This is a genomic window from uncultured Nostoc sp. (assembly GCF_964247315.1).
In the GTDB taxonomy this organism is placed as follows: Bacteria; Cyanobacteriota; Cyanobacteriia; order Cyanobacteriales; family Nostocaceae; genus Nostoc.
In genome coordinates this window covers 37,229-54,233 of the sequence record NZ_CAXTTT010000022.1, presented here as the reverse complement: position 1 = coordinate 54,233, position 17,005 = coordinate 37,229, and the positions used below count along the sequence as shown (strand labels likewise).

At 40.1% G+C, this 17,005-nt stretch carries 16 protein-coding genes and 1 pseudogene; 9 read left to right on the top strand and 8 right to left on the bottom strand.

The window, feature by feature from the left end; all coding sequences use genetic code 11:
• Positions 1 to 500 precede the first annotated feature (500 nt).
• Positions 501 to 953 carry an Hsp20/alpha crystallin family protein gene (locus ACFE93_RS09175; RefSeq protein WP_375473008.1) on the top strand — a complete coding sequence of 151 codons (453 nt, stop codon included), beginning with the start codon at positions 501 to 503 and terminating at the stop codon, positions 951 to 953.
• A 336-nt stretch (positions 954 to 1,289) separates the two neighbouring features.
• Here the strand turns inward: ACFE93_RS09175 and ACFE93_RS09170 are convergent, their stop codons facing one another.
• The 5 genes from ACFE93_RS09170 to ACFE93_RS09150 all read right to left on the bottom strand — a co-directional run bounded on the left by ACFE93_RS09170 (position 1,290) and on the right by ACFE93_RS09150 (position 4,301).
• Positions 1,290 to 1,949, bottom strand: coding sequence for a hypothetical protein (locus tag ACFE93_RS09170; protein WP_375473007.1), 660 nt, complete (start codon positions 1,947 to 1,949; stop codon positions 1,290 to 1,292).
• 195 nt (positions 1,950 to 2,144) lie between these two features.
• Entirely contained in the window at positions 2,145 to 2,375 is a 231-nt protein-coding gene (locus tag ACFE93_RS09165; RefSeq protein WP_375473006.1) for a hypothetical protein, read from the bottom strand.
• 36 nt (positions 2,376 to 2,411) lie between these two features.
• A complete protein-coding gene (locus ACFE93_RS09160) occupies positions 2,412 to 2,636 on the bottom strand; it encodes a group II intron maturase-specific domain-containing protein (RefSeq protein WP_375473021.1) in 225 nt (74 codons plus the stop codon).
• A gap of 20 nt (positions 2,637 to 2,656) precedes the next feature.
• Positions 2,657 to 3,109: a DUF29 domain-containing protein gene (locus tag ACFE93_RS09155; RefSeq protein WP_375473005.1), complete on the bottom strand. Its 453-nt coding sequence runs from the start codon at positions 3,107 to 3,109 to the stop codon at positions 2,657 to 2,659.
• A gap of 232 nt (positions 3,110 to 3,341) precedes the next feature.
• Positions 3,342 to 4,301, bottom strand: coding sequence for a protochlorophyllide reductase (locus ACFE93_RS09150; protein WP_375473004.1), 960 nt, complete (start codon positions 4,299 to 4,301; stop codon positions 3,342 to 3,344).
• Positions 4,302 to 5,005: 704 nt separating this feature from the next.
• On the opposite strand from ACFE93_RS09150, the gene ACFE93_RS09145 reads away from it, so the two are divergent.
• Entirely contained in the window at positions 5,006 to 6,430 is a 1,425-nt protein-coding gene (locus ACFE93_RS09145; RefSeq protein WP_375473003.1) for an AAA-like domain-containing protein, read from the top strand.
• A gap of 146 nt (positions 6,431 to 6,576) precedes the next feature.
• Positions 6,577 to 8,151, top strand: coding sequence for an AAA-like domain-containing protein (locus ACFE93_RS09140; protein WP_375473002.1), 1,575 nt, complete (start codon positions 6,577 to 6,579; stop codon positions 8,149 to 8,151).
• A gap of 38 nt (positions 8,152 to 8,189) precedes the next feature.
• Here the strand turns inward: ACFE93_RS09140 and ACFE93_RS09135 are convergent, their stop codons facing one another.
• A complete protein-coding gene (locus tag ACFE93_RS09135; RefSeq protein WP_375473001.1) occupies positions 8,190 to 8,372 on the bottom strand; it encodes a hypothetical protein in 183 nt (60 codons plus the stop codon).
• 130 nt (positions 8,373 to 8,502) lie between these two features.
• Here ACFE93_RS09135 and ACFE93_RS09130 point away from each other — a divergent pair, with 130 nt between their 5' ends.
• The 6 genes and pseudogenes from ACFE93_RS09130 to ACFE93_RS09105 all read left to right on the top strand — a co-directional run bounded on the left by ACFE93_RS09130 (position 8,503) and on the right by ACFE93_RS09105 (position 16,120).
• Positions 8,503 to 8,748, top strand: coding sequence for a hypothetical protein (locus ACFE93_RS09130; protein WP_375473000.1), 246 nt, complete (start codon positions 8,503 to 8,505; stop codon positions 8,746 to 8,748).
• A complete protein-coding gene (locus ACFE93_RS09125; protein WP_375473020.1) occupies positions 8,741 to 9,025 on the top strand; it encodes a type II toxin-antitoxin system YafQ family toxin in 285 nt (94 codons plus the stop codon). Before ACFE93_RS09130 ends, ACFE93_RS09125 begins: the two co-directional genes overlap by 8 nt.
• Before the next feature lie 218 nt (positions 9,026 to 9,243).
• A complete protein-coding gene (recQ, locus tag ACFE93_RS09120) occupies positions 9,244 to 11,406 on the top strand; it encodes a DNA helicase RecQ (protein WP_375472999.1) in 2,163 nt (720 codons plus the stop codon).
• A 94-nt stretch (positions 11,407 to 11,500) separates the two neighbouring features.
• Positions 11,501 to 11,911: a Uma2 family endonuclease gene (locus ACFE93_RS09115; protein WP_375472998.1), complete on the top strand. Its 411-nt coding sequence runs from the start codon at positions 11,501 to 11,503 to the stop codon at positions 11,909 to 11,911.
• A gap of 679 nt (positions 11,912 to 12,590) precedes the next feature.
• Positions 12,591 to 13,826: pseudogene (locus ACFE93_RS09110) on the top strand (glycosyltransferase family 4 protein); the annotation flags it as partial.
• A 575-nt stretch (positions 13,827 to 14,401) separates the two neighbouring features.
• Positions 14,402 to 16,120 carry an NFACT family protein gene (locus tag ACFE93_RS09105; RefSeq protein WP_375472997.1) on the top strand — a complete coding sequence of 573 codons (1,719 nt, stop codon included), beginning with the start codon at positions 14,402 to 14,404 and terminating at the stop codon, positions 16,118 to 16,120.
• Positions 16,121 to 16,230: 110 nt separating this feature from the next.
• On the opposite strand, the gene ACFE93_RS09100 is transcribed toward ACFE93_RS09105, so the two are convergent.
• On the bottom strand, positions 16,231 to 16,557 hold the full coding sequence (locus ACFE93_RS09100; protein WP_334907120.1) for an XRE family transcriptional regulator: 327 nt from the start codon (positions 16,555 to 16,557) through the stop codon (positions 16,231 to 16,233).
• Positions 16,554 to 16,928 carry a type II toxin-antitoxin system RelE/ParE family toxin gene (locus ACFE93_RS09095; protein WP_375472996.1) on the bottom strand — a complete coding sequence of 125 codons (375 nt, stop codon included), beginning with the start codon at positions 16,926 to 16,928 and terminating at the stop codon, positions 16,554 to 16,556. The genes ACFE93_RS09100 and ACFE93_RS09095 overlap by 4 nt, the downstream gene beginning before the upstream one ends.
• Between the last annotated feature and the right edge of the window lie 77 nt (positions 16,929 to 17,005).

Sequence of the window (17,005 nt, the reverse complement as noted above, 5' to 3'; positions counted from 1 at the left end):
TCTTGCGCAATGACCACACCCCAATCGCAATAATATTTTCTGTTATTGTCGTGCTTGCGGTTATGAGTGGATGGATTCAGCATTTGATGTTACTTGTATTCAATGCAGTCACAAAGATGTAGAAAGTATTTCATCTTAGTAGTTTCCCGATGACTAAATCGAAATGCTTATTGAATAGTGCGATGGCGAGGCAAGTAGAGCTTGGATGTTGTTATTTTGGGAATATAAGCGATCGCCTCTAACTACACTATCCCCTTCAACAGCAGATTAGGTAGTTGATTTTTATTAGTCTTAATAGTTATTATTCTGGTTTACCGAACTAAAAAATTAGAGTAAACCGTAATCTTTTTTTAGGTCTGATTAAGTGCGGTAATCATCCTTTTATTAAGTGTTGAAAACCGAATTTACAAGAGTTTAAACCATATTTATTATGAATACATAAGCACAAAACCAAGTGCAAAAACGATTAAACAATAGCTGAATTTTTCCGAGAGAGAGTTATGGTACTAGTTCGTTACAATCCCTGGCAAGAATTGAACGCTTTAGAACGTCACATCAACGGCTTATTGGGAGATACCAAAGTCCCATCTGCACGGTTAGAAAAAGGCTTTATCAGAGTCCCGGCTGCTGAGTTGCATGAAACTGATGATGCGATTCATCTCAAGTTAGAGTTGCCAGGATTGGAAGCTAAAGACTTAGATATTCAAGTCACCCAAGACACTGTTCACATTAGCGGTGAGCGCAAGTCTGAAACTAAAACCCAAGACAAGGGTATTACCAAGAGTGAATTTTACTACGGCAAATTCCAGCGTGTAATTCCTCTATCTGCTAGGGTTCAAAATACCAATGTCACCGCAGATTATAAAGACGGCATTTTGAACTTGACACTGCCTAAAACCGAGCAAGAAAAGAACAAAGTTGTCAAGGTAAATCTAGAACAACCTGCTGCATAGTGCGAAACTACTCAGCTTCAATAATTGATTGAGATAGCTAAAAGCCCAGTTAGAGATGACTGGGCTTTTTTGTATGCGATCTCTATTTTAAGGGACTGCTCGGTGTCGCTCTCTTTTGCTCTAAGAATTGGGGCGATCGCTGTACTGTTACTTAATTTATATTAATACAATTTCTATTCTTTGCTTGAAATTTCCTGTGAATTTGCGACCAGTTTTATATATTTGAGTCAATTTTATTATCAAAATTCCAAGTGGAAAAGTAGTTATAGATAAACAGAATAGATATTACTATAATTTTCATAATATTTGCAATCTTATCCTGCATTGAGAGTTTCATCAAGACGATCCTTGATTTTTGATTTGTTTAGATGTAACTTCCATAAAGTCGATAAAAACTTTTATGAGCTTATGAATTCCCTCGCTACCTCCTGCAATTAAACCTCCTGTCAGCAATGCATCTAAACAACGGAAAATAATTACTTGTATGGGATTATCTAAATCAATAACTACAAGTGGTTCGATTGAGCGAATACCTATTGCGCTCATTAAAAGACCAAATAAAAGAGATGTCCATAGAGCAATTGTTCGTGTATCAGATTTATAGGCTGTTCTTTGGCGCTCTTTTTCATTTATATTATCCATTTGTGGCTTGAATATGTTTAATGCTTCTTGTTGGTTTTGTGTAAAGTTTTGGATGATTTGCTGTTCTAAACTCATTCCTTCTGGTGGGAGTCCACTGATTTGATTTGATTCCAAAGAAGGAAATTGGTTCTGTTGTACTTCCATAAGTTTTATTTTTTCAGATATTAAAGCTTTTTCTTGCTGAATACTAATATCTAATTGTTCGATAAATGGGCCACGCCAAGTAGTTATAAAAACTTCTAAAGAACGCTCTAACAACAAAGAAATAAATAATTGTAATGTGAGTAGCTGGAGAATATCATTAACTCCAAATGGTTTTAAAACAAATGGTTTAGATGATAACCAAGTTGACAAAGTTACTACTAGAAAACTAATAATGATTAATACAATAAATAGAGGAGATTCGGGAGAAAGCTTTAGCAACGTATCTATACTCCTGTTTCGCGTCACAATATCTAACACAGCCTGGAAGTGAAAACTACACCTGCTGAGTAACTTAACAACGTTAATTTGATAGAACAGTAAATAATTTAGACCCGTCCCTTTTTTCTAAAAGTGCGATCGCTCATACCCTTGTGGGAGCAGAAAGCATTCCAGTGCTACTGTGCATGGGACGACGCTAAAGCAAGTAGCAACCGTAGCACCAACTAAAAACCCCTCCAAGGTGTTGGAGGGGTGAAAGTAATTTTTGCGAATTAGATGGTGATTAGGAGGAAACAGCAGCTTTTCCGGCTCGATTACGCATTTTATTGTCAAAGCAACCAGATGATAGTACGGCATTTTATAAATCCATTACGAACCTCCGCAAGTCTGTACTTAGTAAGATAAATCATTATTGGGGTTTTTCCCCTCTGCTCTGGTTGCGAATACCCAGTTTGCGCCTTCTATTGTTTGCCAATATTTCTTTACCACCCATCCTGCTGATTTATTTGGGTGACGGCGTTTTGCCCAAGTTATAGGCTTTATGTAGATAAGGTTATCTTGACTTTTGTAGGCATCACTGCTGACTACAGTTGAGTAATAATTTGCCCAACCCTTGATAATACAGAACGATTCAGTGCTTACTGAGGTAAAAACTCATCATCTGTGACTTCTGCTAGCTGGTATGGACAGTTCAGAGGAAAGGATTCCATTGACAAGCCAGTTTCAGCTTTTGCTTGCTTAACTGCTTGTGCATAACACTCAGCAAAAACTATCTCAAGATAGGATTTGAGACTAGGTGAATCATCTAGAGCTTCTTTAACGCGTCTACGATGTTCAATGATGCTTCCTTCCCAACTACCACTTCTTTTGTCGGGTTGAAATTGCCATTTGAGCAAATGCATCAGAATTACAATCAAATTACTCTTGAGACTCCGGCGCTCACTCCTTCCCATATCGGCAATTTCTTCAATTAGGTTCTCCCACTCAACGTTTGCGTAATCCTGACTTTGCAATTTTTCTACAGTCGTTTCTAGCCATTGCAAGTAATCAGTTTCATATAACGTTTGGGAATGCGCCTTTAAAGAAGACATAGTAGTTTCCATCAGAAATGTTTAGATAATTTTTCGTATCTATTTACAATTAACATCGGTGCGTTAACAAAGTGTAACGCACCCTACGAACTCTAGGAATTGGGAGGTATTAATTTTGTTAGAGGTGTAGTGTCGCGTTCTTGTATGTAAAGGTTACGATGTTCTGTTGACTCATCAGTATTGAGTGGAACGGTGAACACTAGATGAGCATAGTTTGTCTTTTTCTGTTCCATCATGCAAGTCCAACCAACTTGGCGCTGAGTTCCCAGATGCGATCGCCTTTTTCGTCATCACGGGCTTGAGGAGAGACTTTTTGCACAAAAGACTTGCCATCTTTCTTCTGGCGATTTCCCCAACTCCAATAAACACCGGATTGATTATACTCAGGATCGGCAACCACCGCAGCGACCCGTTCTCCCGCCAATTCCTGAGACACATATCCCCCAGTGATGTACTTCTGGAATAATGGGAAGATTTTCTGAAACAGGGGATAGTGGTTTCTAAATAGCGGCGTTTCTGCAACACATCCCGGATAGAGAGAATTGAAGACGATACCGGTTGACTCGTGATAGCGCTCATGCAGTTCCCGCATAGTTAGCACGTTGCAAACCTTGCTGTCCTTGTAAGCTTTGACTGGTTCAAATTTCTTACCATCAATCATTGCGATCGGCTCTTTAAACCCTTCTGCAAAGCCTTGCAAATCGCCCAAGTCGGGACGCGGTGGAATCTTCCCACCCAGTTCGTCTGGATTGTGCGTGACGGTTCCTAAAATTACCAGCCTTGGCTCTAAAGATGACTTCTTCAGATCCTCTAGCATCAGGTTGCATAATAGAAAATGACCCAGATGATTGGTGGTGACAGTTAACTCGTAACCTTCTGGACTGCGTAACGGCTCTTTGATTAAGGGCATATAAATTGCGGCGTTACACACCAAAGCATCTAAAGACTTTCCAGTGGCTCGAAAGTTCTTCACAAACTGTCGAACGCTTTCCAAGGAGCCAAGGTCAATATGTACGCTGGTATAACTGTTGTAGGGGATTTCCACACTTTGGGCTGCTTTTTGTGCCTTCGCTAAATCCCGACAGGCTAGTACGACATACCATCCCCTTTCAGCAAGAGCTTTTGCAGCATACAAACCCACCCCCGAAGAGGCACCTGTAATTACAACCGTTGGCTTCTGATGTTGTTCCATTATGTTCAGCTTCCATTGACTGTCTCTAGAATCTCATACCAGCGAACCATCATTGTCACCAGGTTTTTCAGGGCTGTATTTAGGCTGAACTAACGGTCTTCCGTCACTCTGGGGAAATAAAAATCTCAGGCAACATTTAAACTTCATACAGCACTTGGGTTTGAAGCTTTATTTTCTAACATTATGGTCAGAAATATGTATTTGGCCTGAAACTCCTGCGTAGCAAGGATTATATGTTTTTACTTTGGTGAGAGTGATTAAGAGGATATTTTAAAAGTCCCTGAAGGTATAATTTTGCCGTTCTGACTTGGGTTAGTTCTGATGAGAAATTAAGGTTTTAGCAATCTACTGAGATACTTAACTGTACTAATTATGAAAGCAAAAAACCCTTTTAAAACATCTTCTAAAGAGCGCTAACTAAGTAAGTAGGCGAGAAAATTCCCAAGTATTTTACGAAATGTAAATACAGCACGTACTTTACAAATTCGTTATTTCACCGTTTTTACAAAACTAAATATATATTGGTTTTATCGTGCTTACCGACTTAATCTCTATACAAAATAACCTTCAATAAAATGATTATAATAACATTTTTGGTATACTGAATGCAATCTTAACTTTTTCTTTTGTTAAATATTTTTTTCAGATATATTTCAGATGTATATTATTACTAGGCTAAAAAGGATAAGTAAATTGCATAGCTGTTGAACAATTTATACGCTGTGGATAAGTTTATAGAATCTGTAAAAAAAATTCTGCAAGACAAGCCTCTCGGTTCAATTCAGTGGTTTGTGCTTTATCAATCGTGCTTGGGCAAAACTTACGGAGAAATAGCAGAGGCATCAGGCTACGGCAACAACTATATCAAGGAAATTGGTTCTGAGTTGTGGCAAGACCTTTCTATAGCACTTGGAAAAAGAGTCACGAAAAAAAATCTACATTTAGCCTTGAATAACCACTTGCAATCTGAGATAGCTAATGGGGAAAATCAGCTCCAACAAAAGTTCGGTGAAGAATCTAGCTTAGAAATAGTTTCCCCAGACTTTTTTTCAGCAAGCAAGATAGAATTTCCCAGCGGCCCTGTAGCACTAAGTTCTCCTTTTTACATCAATCGCCCTTCTCTGGAAGAACTTGTTTGTAATGAGGTTTTACAACCTGGTTGCTTAATCCGGCTCAAAGCACCTAGAAAGATGGGAAAAAGTTCTCTACTCAATCGGATGATTGCTTATGCTAGAGACCAAAATTATCAAATTGTTTATTTGGACTTTCAAGAAGCCGATCGAGACATTTTTGTTTCCCTGGATAAATTTTTGCGTTGGTTTTGTGTAAATGTCACTAGGCAGTTAAATCTCCTTCCTTGTTTAGATGATTTTTGGGATACAGAAATGGGCAGCAAAGTAAGCTGCAAAATCTACTTTGAAGCTTATCTGTTGCAACACATTGATGATAGTCCTATAGTTTTGGCTTTGAATGAAGTCCACCGGATTTTTGAACATCCCAATATTGCCCAAGACTTTCTGCCAATGCTGCGATTTTGGCACGAACAAGCAAAGCAAGATCGGACTTGGCAAAAACTGCGGATGGTAGTGGTTCACACAACAGAAATTTATATTCCGCTTAAGCTCAACCAATCGCCTTTCAATGTAGGGATAACAATTACACTGCCACCATTTACCCTTAAGGAGGTACAGAATTTAGCATTACGTTACGGACTAGATTGGTCAGGAAACTCGGAAGGGGCAAAACGCCTTGCACCCCTACAAGCAATGGTAGGAGGACATCCCTATCTGGTGAACCTTGCATTTTATCATCTCTGTCAGGGGGAAATGACGCTGGATATGTTATTAGAAACCGCATCTACACCAGTAGGAATTTACGGTCAGCATTTACGAGAACTGTTGACACTACTGCAAGCAGAACCAGAATTAATATTAGCTATGGAACAGGTAATTGCAACAGATGGAAAAGTGGAGTTAGACGCGATCGCTGCTTACAAGCTAGAAAGTATGGGTTTGGTTCAATTAAATGGCAATGAAGCTAGCAGCAAGTGTGAGTTATATCGTCTTTATTTTAGCCAACAGTTTGAAAAGCAAAATAGTGCTAATGCTTATAGTAAATTTACCATCTAGTTTTGAGCGTTCATAGTAAGAAATAAAGTTCTTACTATGAACTCACTTAATCATCGATATTAAATGAATTTTATCAACTGTCCCAAAACGAATTTTTTGATTGAGACATAGAACTAATTTGAAATTAAAAATTAATTATTAATTAAATGAAAAATTATCGATACCAAGTGGGTGGTACTCTTACTAATGATGCTCCTAGCTATGTTGAGCGCAGAGCAGATGTAGAACTTTACGAAGCTTTGAAACAGGGTGAATTTTGCTACATCTTAAGCTGTAGGCAAATGGGTAAATCCTCACTTATGGTAAAAACAAAGCACCGCTTGCAACAAGAGGGCTTTAGATGTGCCACCGTTGATATGACTAATATTGGTTGTAAAAATATCACTCCAGAACAGTGGTATAAAGGAGTTGTTGGCGACCTATGGTTGAGTTTTCAACTGTTAGGAAAAGTCAATTTAAAAAGCTGGTGGCAAGAACAACAAGATATTTCTTTAGTTCATAAACTTAGTCGGTTTATTTCGGAAAATCTGTTAGCGAAGTTTCCTAACGAAAGACTATTTATTTTTATTGATGAAGTTGATAGTATACTCAACCTCGATTTCTCTGTTGATGACTTTTTTAACTTGATTCGGTTCTGTTATAACCAACGAGCAATCGATCCAGAGTATCATCGGATTACATTTGCAGTTTTCGGGGTTGCCACACCTTCAGACTTAATTTTATATCAAAATCATACTACCCCGTTTAATTTGGGTAAAACCATACAAGTAAATGGTTTCACCTTTGAAGAAGCTCAACCACTATCTTTAGGACTAGATATTAAAGACAATCATCCCCAGAAAGTTTTGAAAGAAGTATTAGCTTGGACAGAAGGGCAACCATTTCTGACTCAAAAGCTGTGTCGGCTGCTTGTGAATTTATCTCAAGATGATATGGGTAGAAATCTGAAAATTCCCCCTGGTACAGAAGAATTTTGGATAGAAAATGTGGTGCGATCGCACATTATCGAGAAATGGGAATCACAAGATGAACCGGAGCATCTGCGGACAATTCGCGATCGCATCCTCAGAAACGAAAAATTTGCCGCCAGATTGCTAGGAATTTATCAACAAATTCTCCAAGGAGTGAAAGTACCAGCCGATGATAGTCGAGAACAGGTAGAATTATTGCTGTCTGGCTTGGTAATCAAAAAACAAGGTTTTCTCCAAATAAAAAACCGAATTTATCAAGAAGTTTTCAATTTAGAATGGGTTGGAAAAAAACTAGCTTACTTGCGTCCTTACTACGAAAACTTCAATGCATGGGTAGCCTCAGAAGAAAAAGATAAATCTCGCCTATTGCGTGGACAAGCGTTGAGAGATGCCCAAACTTGGGCAAATGGTAAAAGCTTGAGCAACTTAGATTATCGATTTTTAGCTGCTAGTGAAGAATTAGATCGGCGAGAAGCACAACAGGCATTAGAGGCTGAACGTGCTCAAGAAGTCGAAGCACGACTTGCAGAAGAACAAAAAAGGCTGGCTCAACAAAAGAAAAATGCCACAATAGTGACACTTTTGCTCGTGGGCATGACAATCAAGTTGGTAATTTCTATAGTGTGGGGAGTATCGCTTTTACGAAAGATTAATGCTTTAGAATCACAGCTAAAATGCACCGCTCTTACTACACCTCTTCAATTTTCTCACTGTCCAAAATCAAAAACTGCTAAGGAAACCTCAGAATAACTATCGTTAAAAAACTTAGTTAGGAACTTAGTTTAAAATTAGCTAACTTTCCGTTGCTCGCTAACCACTTCTCTAACAATCTCAACAGAGCCAAAAACCCTGACTAAAGAAATGCAAGTCTGGGCAAAGCTGCCGAAGATGTGAGTTAAAATCCTGATATCTTCAATAACTACCCACGCAGAACAGCCTGAAAAAGCGTAGGCGTAGCCCGTCGTAGACATCGCTCATTTATGAAAATTGATTTAGTGCGATAAGTTAAAATGAGTTTGATAAAGCTAAAAAAGCTATGAGGGTAAGACTTGTAAGTTTATATCTTTACAAGTTCTGTTATCAACCAAAATAATTAAGAGGATGAAGCAACTGAGTAACCTAGATAGAGTTTTAGATGCCGCGATGGAGCTGACTTTAGAGCAGCAAGAAATACTGATACAAATTCTCAAAAACCGAATTATTGAAAGTCGGCGAGATGAAATTGCGTCAGATGCAGCAACTTCCATTGCTGAATTCCAAGCAGGTAGGCTCAAAGTCCAGACTGCTGCTGAAGCAATTCAAGAATTACGGGAATATCTCAATAACCCAAATGCAGCCGATGTATAGGTTGGTTATCACTAGCAAATTTAAAAGAGCTTTCCGAAAATTTGCTCGTCGTAATGCTGATTTGCAAGCCAGAATAGAAGAAACTATTGTTGCTATGGAGAATGACATATTTGCAGCCAACTTGGACACTCACAAGCTAGAGGGAAAGCTATTAGGGTTGCTTTCATGTTCTTGTAGATATGATTGTCGCGTTGTTTTCTCGCTAAAAACCGATAACGAAAGTGGGGAACAAATTGTTCTTTTGCCAGACATTGGTACTTATGACAATGTTTATTAGCTCAATACAAGTGTGTGCGATTGCCAATTTTGTAGCAACTGTCTTAAAAGTCAAGCGTAGGCGTAGCCCGTCGTAGACATCGCATCATGTATGATGGTTGATCGGCGTGCGATCGCCAACAGAAACGCAGGTCTGACCAAAGCTGCCGATGATGTGAGTTAAAATCCTGATATCTTCAATAACTACTCACGCAGAACGGCCCCGAAAAAGCGATCGCTATGCTTCAGTATCCCCATCTCGAACAAGCGCTAAAATATCACTTCGGTTACGACCAATTCCGCCCCGGACAACGGCAAATTATCGAAGATGCGCTGCAAAATCGAGATTTAATGGTTGTAATGCCGACTGGCGGGGGGAAATCTCTGTGTTTTCAGCTACCAGCTTTATTAAAAAATGGACTAACGGTGGTGGTGTCGCCGTTAATTGCTTTGATGCAAGACCAAGTAGAAGCACTACGAAATAATAATATTAACGCGACATTTCTCAATAGCAGTTTGAATGCTTACCAAGTGCGATCGCGGGAAGAAGCCATCATTAACGGTAAAGTAAAATTACTCTACGTCGCCCCTGAACGTCTCTTAAGTGAAAGGTTTCTCCCATTTCTCGATTTAGTTAAAGAAAAAATCGGCATTTCTAGCTTTGCTATTGATGAAGCGCATTGCGTTTCGGAATGGGGACACGATTTTCGCCCAGAATATCGCCAGTTGAAATCTCTGCGAAAACGGTATCCTGATGTTCCTACCGTCGCCCTCACCGCTACAGCAACCGATCGCGTCCGTAGTGATATTATTCAACAATTAGGGCTAAAGCAACCTAGCATCCATCTTGCCAGTTTTAACCGTGAAAATCTTTATTACGAAGTTCGTCCTAAAACTAAATATGCTTACGCTGAATTATTAGAACTAATTCGAGAAACTGAAGGTTCAACAATTATTTATTGTTTAACTCGTAAAAAAGTTGATGAACTCACTTTTAAACTCCAAAATGATAAAGTTGTTGTTCTCCCTTATCATGCCGGATTAACTGATGAAGAACGTAGTAGTAATCAAACGCGATTTATTCGAGATGATGTCCGGGTGATGGTGGCAACAATCGCCTTTGGAATGGGAATTAATAAACCCGATGTGCGTTTGGTAGTTCACTTCGATCTACCCAGAAATATAGAAAGTTATTATCAAGAATCGGGTAGAGCCGGGAGAGATGGAGAACCATCTCGATGTACGATATTTTTCAGCTTTGGTGATGTTAAAACAATTGAATGGAGTATCGATCAAAAAACCGATCCTCAAGAACAGTTGATTGCTAAACAACAACTGCGTCAGATGATCGATTACACTGAAGGTACTGATTGTCGGCGAACGATTCAACTGGGTTATTTTGGAGAAAGGTTTCCTGGAAATTGCGGTAACTGTGACAATTGTCGTCATCCCAAACCGATGCAAGATTGGACAATTGAAGCCATGAAGTTTTTATCTTGTGTGGCGCGTTGCAAAGAAAGATTTGGGATGCTGCACATAATTGATGTGTTGCGAGGGGCAAAAAAAGACAAAATTATCCAGTACGAACATGATAAACTTTCTACTTATGGTATTGGTAAAGATAGAACTGTAGATGAATGGCGAATGTTGGGGCGATCGCTTTTACATCAAGGCTTAATAGAGCAAACTAGCGATGGTTACTCAGTTTTAAAACTAAATGCCTTAAGTTGGCAAGTAATGCGAAAACAACGCTCAGTTTCGCTAGCTGTAACCACAGTTCAAAAGATTACCTGGGAACCGGAGAGTGAAAAAGCAGAAGTTGCAGAAATATTATTGCAGAAGTTGCGATCGCTACGTAAAAAATTGGCTGATGAGCAATCTGTAGCACCTTACGTCATCTTCCACGATTCCACTTTAAAATTGATGGTACAGGTGCAACCCCAAAACTTAGCTGAATTTGCCAAACTTTCTGGTGTAGGTAGTCACAAACTCGCTCAATATGGCGAAAAGTTTATTACAGAAATTCGCGCCTACCGCCAAGAAAAAGGTTTGCAAAATAAATCGGCTACTTCTGCTTCCGTATCATCTCCAAACTCATCTTCTTACACAGAATTACAGACATTACAATTGCATCAACAAGGTTTAAATGTTGCTCAAATTGCCCAAAAGCGCAACCTTAGTCCGGCAACAGTTAGCAATCATCTAGAAAAACTAATTGAGAAAAATCAGCCAGTTGATTTAAATCAATTAGTACCTTTAGAACATCAACAAAAAATTTGGCAAGTTTTAGAAGTACTCGGTGATATTTCCCTCACTCCCATCAAAGAACAACTAGGCGAAAGCTACACTTTTGATGAAATTCGCTTAGTGCGGTGTAAGTGGCGGCGCGAAAATCGCAAGTGATGATTGAAGAAGAATATAGAATACAAAATCAATTAGCATGAATTATGAATTCTATTTTATTAAAATACAAAAGCAAGATTAAAGGAGTTAGCCAATGAGTCAGATGCTTAATACCGGAGTACGCTGGACAATTCATGATGTGGAACTCTTCGCAGAAAATGAAGGGACGCGCTACGAGATAGTTGATGGAGAATTATTTATGACCAGGGCACCTCACTTTAAACATCAGCAAACTTGTGGCAGAATTTTCCAACAGCTTAACATTTGGTCAGAGTCTACTGGTTTAGGAGAAGCTGTAATCAACCCCGGCGTTTTGTTTTCAGAATCAGATGATGTGATTCCTGATGTAGTTTGGGCTACTAAAGAAACCTTGGCGCTAACATTGGATGAAGCGGGACATTTAACTGGCGCACCAGATTTAATAGTCGAAGTTTTGTCTGCTAGCAACGAAGACCAAAGACGAGATAAGGAAGCTAAACTTAAACAGAATTTAGATTTCTTTTAGAAAATATAAGCTAAATAAATATATTTTTATCCGATAGCAATACATGGGAATCCCATTTGATTTCTGAAAACATCCTGAGATTGAAAAGCTTGTGAGATACGGGTTTTATCTGAAATAGGACTTACGCACAAGTAACGGAAAACGAACCACAGAGTACACAGAGGTCACGGAGAAATGAGAGTTTGAGAGGGTTTTTGCGTAAGTCCTATGAAATCTTGTTCAAAAATCAGATATGAGTCTTATAACAAACCGATTTGTTTTTGAAAACATCTAAGTCATAACTCTACTTTTTATGTTTTCTGACTTCCTGTTCGGAAATGTCTTAGGGGGTCAAACCCCCTATTTATCAGATATCTCCTCACAGAATTTGAGAGATGAGTCTTTAGGTAGAGAGCAAATTAAAATTGCCATATCTATGAAATTAGAGCTAGAGAGAAATGAAAAATCCCATTTTATCTATCAAAAGTATGAGATACGGCTATAACAATTTCCTATATCTCAAGAAACTAAATATTTGTATTTAGCCTAAAAGTCTACTTCTGACAGAGGATGTAAAAATAAATTAGACATAATAAATTAAAATCAATAATAATCAAAGTTCCTACACAATTCATGCAAGTGTGCTATATACGAGCTTGGAACGACCTAAAACTTTGTTAAAAACAGCAACACACAAACTATGAACTCTACCACCGAAAAACGTATCGCCTTGATTTCCGTCCACGGAGACCCAGCGATTGAAATAGGAAAAGAAGAAGCTGGGGGACAAAATGTTTATGTGCGCCACGTAGGTGAAGCACTAGCGCAACTAGGGTGGCAAGTTGATATGTTTACCCGCAAAGTGAGTCTGGAGCAAGACTCGATAGTTGAACATAGCAACAATTGTCGAACTATTCGTTTAAAAGCTGGCCCCCTTGAGTTTGTGCCGCGTGATGATATTTTTGAATATTTGCCAGAATTTATAGATAATTTCCTCGAATTTCAAGTAAAAAACGAAATTACATACGAATTGGTTCACACTAACTATTGGCTCTCTAGTTGGGTGGGGATGCAGTTAAATAAAATTCAAAAGAGTAAACAGGTTCACACCTACCACTCCTTAGGAGCAGTCAAGTACAATACTATAGAAGATATTCCTTTGATTGCTAGTCAGCGATTAGCAGTGGAAAAAGAGGTATTGGAAAAAGCAGAGCGAATTGTAGCGACGAGTCCGCAAGAACAGGAACACATGCGATCGCTAGTTTCTACAAAAGGTAATATCGATGTTATTCCCTGTGGTACAGATATTCAGCGATTTGGTTCGATTGCACGAGGAGAAGCAGCCAGGGCTGAATTGGGAATTGACAAAGAAGCCAAAGTCGTATTGTATGTAGGGCGTTTTGACCAACGCAAAGGTATAGAAACCTTGGTGCGGGCAGTAAACCAGTCTGAGCTACGCGACACCAACAATCTCCAGTTAATCATTGGTGGTGGTAGTACTCCAGGTAACAGTGACGGAATTGAGCGCGATCGCATTGAGCAAATCGTCAACGAATTGGGAATGAGCGACTTTACCACCTTTGCTGGTCGTCTGAGTCAAGATATTTTACCAACTTATTACGCTGCTGCCGATGTTTGCGTTGTTCCCAGTCACTACGAACCTTTTGGACTCGTGGCGATCGAAGCTATGGCAAGTGGTACACCAGTGGTAGCGAGTGATGTCGGCGGACTTCAATTTACTGTAGTTAATGAAGAAACTGGTTTATTGGCTGCACCACAAGATGTAGATGCTTTTGCATCTGCTATTGACCGAATTCTCTTAAATCCAGAATGGCGAGATGAATTGGGTAAAGCTGGTAGAAAGCGCGTCGAAACTAAATTTAGCTGGGATGGTGTCGCACATCAACTGGGTGAACTTTACACCCAACTGATGCAGCCCCAACCAGTAGCGTCAACAGCAAAAGAACTAGTACACTCAACTGCTGAACTAGTGCAATCAAAAGCAAAAGAACTAGTACACTCAACCACAGAACTAGTGCAATCAACAGTAAAAAAACCAGTTTTGGTTGCTGAGTAACGCTTTTGCTTAACAGATAATGGTGAGTAAGTAACTCGGATAATATTTTGGGTTTAACAAAATTAGAACTCAGGAGTCAGAAGCCAGAATTTAGAATTGAATTCTGTGAAACTGGTGGATAGTGCAGCCTTAACGAGCAGGTTTAAGTCTCCCACGAGAGTAATTCTGACTCCTGAATTCTGAATTTTGAATAACTTCTTCAACTTTGGGAGCGATCGCCTGAGCTGGGAAAACTTAACACCAAAAACAAACTGTATAAAAAACTAATTTATTACCTAAACGCAGAACTTATCTAATGATAATCTCTATGTTTTTTATTCGCAGCTATCACCAAAGCAAGTAACCGCTATGATAGGTGAGGTCTGTTATGCTTTAACTAAACAAAAATAAAGGCATGGCGATCGCTACCATTTGAATGTTAACAACTAATCGCTTTGCAACCAGTTGACTTTACCACTCTCACAGCTGCTTGTAGCGAAATCCGCGCTAACTGGCTACCATCACGCTTAGAACAAGTTTACCAGCGCGATCGCTACACGATTGCGATGGCATTACGCACCCTCCAACAGCGAGATTGGCTACAGATTTCTTGGCATCCTCAAGCTGCACATATTTGTATTGGCGATCCGCCACCGCGATCGCCAGATACCTTTACCTTTAGCCAACAACTGATTCACCAATTAGGTGGTTTAGCACTGGTGGCGATTGAAGCGATCGCACCTTGGGAGCGTGTTATTGATTTGCAATTTGCCCGTCGTCCTGGAGAAAGCGCTCTATATCATGTCTATGCAGAAATCATGGGCAAGTATAGCAACGTCATTCTCACCGACGCTAACAATATAATTATCACCGCCGCTCATCAAGTAAGTCAGCAACAATCTAGTGTCCGTCCCATCCAAACCGGACAACCTTATGAAACACCACCGAAACTAACTGGAACTGTCCCCTACTTGAGCGAATCCCAAGAACGTTGGCAAGAACGGGTAAGTTTAGTACCAGGAGCAATCAAGCGGCAATTGCTCAAAAGTTATAGTGGCTTGAGTGCAGCACTACTGGAGTTAATGCTGCTAGAAGCAAATATCGCACCAGAAACATCCACCAATACTCTCAACCCTGACGACTGGCGACGGCTGTTTGAGCGTTGGCAAGAATGGCTGCAAGCCTTAGATTCCAAAGAATTTCAACCCGCTTGGACAAAAGATGGTTACACCGTAATGGGTTGGGGTGAAGTTGAAAAGGTCAAAAATATCCAGGAGTTGCTCAACCGCTACTACAGTAACCAGATTAACCAACAGTTATTTTCCCAATTGCGCCATCAGTTGAGTCAGAAATTGAATAATATTCTGGCGAAATTACGTAACAAGGCTCAAACTTTTAAGACGCGCTTGCAGCAATCAGATCAAGCCGATGAATATCGGCAAAAAGCTGATTTATTGATGGCTCACTTGCAAAATTGGGAACCGGGGATGAAAGAAATTATCCTTGCTGATTTTGATACAAATTTGCCAGTAGCGATCGCTCTGTTGCCAGATAAAAATGCTGTCCAAAATGCTCAAAGTCTTTACAAACAGCACCAAAAGCTCAAACGCGCTCGTGCTGCTGTCGAACCGCTACTATTGGAAGTACAGACAGAAATTGAGTATTTAGAGCAAGTAGAAGCTGCGATCGCTCAGATAGACACCTACCAAACAGCAGAAGATTTACGAGCTTTAGAAGAAATCCGCGAAGAGTTGATTGGGCAAAAGTATCTAGAAGATCCAGAATATCGTAGCCGCAGTGCAAACGAACCTCCCAGCACTAACTTTCATCGTTACCTTACCCCCAGTGGCTTTGAAGTATTAATCGGTCGTAACAATCGCCAAAATGACCAATTGACCTTTCGTGTAGCTGGGGATTATGACTTATGGTTCCACGCTCAAGAAATTCCAGGTAGCCATGTGTTACTACGTCTAGAACCGGGTGCTGTTGCCGAAGAAGCTGATTTGCAATTTGTAGCTAATCTTGCCGCTTACTACAGTCGCGCCCGTCAGAGCGAGCAAGTGCCAGTAGTTTACACTCAGCTAAAACACGTCTACAAACCCAAAGGCGCAAAACCGGGAATTGCCATTTACAAGCAAGAGAGCATCCTGTGGGGAAAACCGCAAATAGTCTAGTTATTGGTAGGCATTGAGCATTTCTCTCTGCTCCTCTGCTCTTTCATGCCCCTCATTTGCCTACTCCCCACTACTACTTTCTCAAGACCCAACATCGCTTCTATCCTGCCCTATAGCGATATCACAGTTTCAGCAGATTGTTCCGGCGCATGACGAGGGCGAAGATGCAAGCTGATTTCCATATCGAGGCGCTTGAGGAAAATGAGGAGTTTGCCCTCGCTGAACCTTTGAAACTCCCCTTTCATCAAATGAGATACTTCTAGCTGGGGAATGCCAAGAAGTTCGCTGATTTCGCGCTGTTTCAGGTTGCGTTGAGAGAGGAGGCGCAATACCTGAATCCCTATCTTACCTCGCGTAAAAAGTTCCGAAGCATCCGACAAACCGAGGTCAGCAAACACATTCCCACTGCTTTGTTCAAAAACGGGTTCCTGTGTCATTGTTGTTTCTCCCTTGCCACTGCGTCTTTATAGCGTTGTTTAATCAAATCAACATCAGCTTGTGGGGTTTTAATCCCCTGCTTTGATTTCTTCTGAAAAGCGTGCAGGACATAGATTTTCTCTGCAATCTTTACTGCATAGACTGCTCTGTAAGTATCGGTATCGTAGCGTTTGATAATTTCATACACGCCGCTTCCAACCCCTTTAAAAGGCTTGGCATCCATTGGTGTTTCCCCTGCTTGCACCAATTGCAGCGCATAGCCTACTGATGCACGCACCTCTTCAGGAAATAAGCGAATATTTTTGAGAGAGTCTCCCATCCAAACCAGAGGTCGTAAAGGAATTTCTGTAATATCCTCACCATCATCCATTTTATATGAAAAGTCCTATAAAAAAAGTCAGACATCTCATTCATATAGCAAGCCGAAAATGCATAATTCCCACCGCC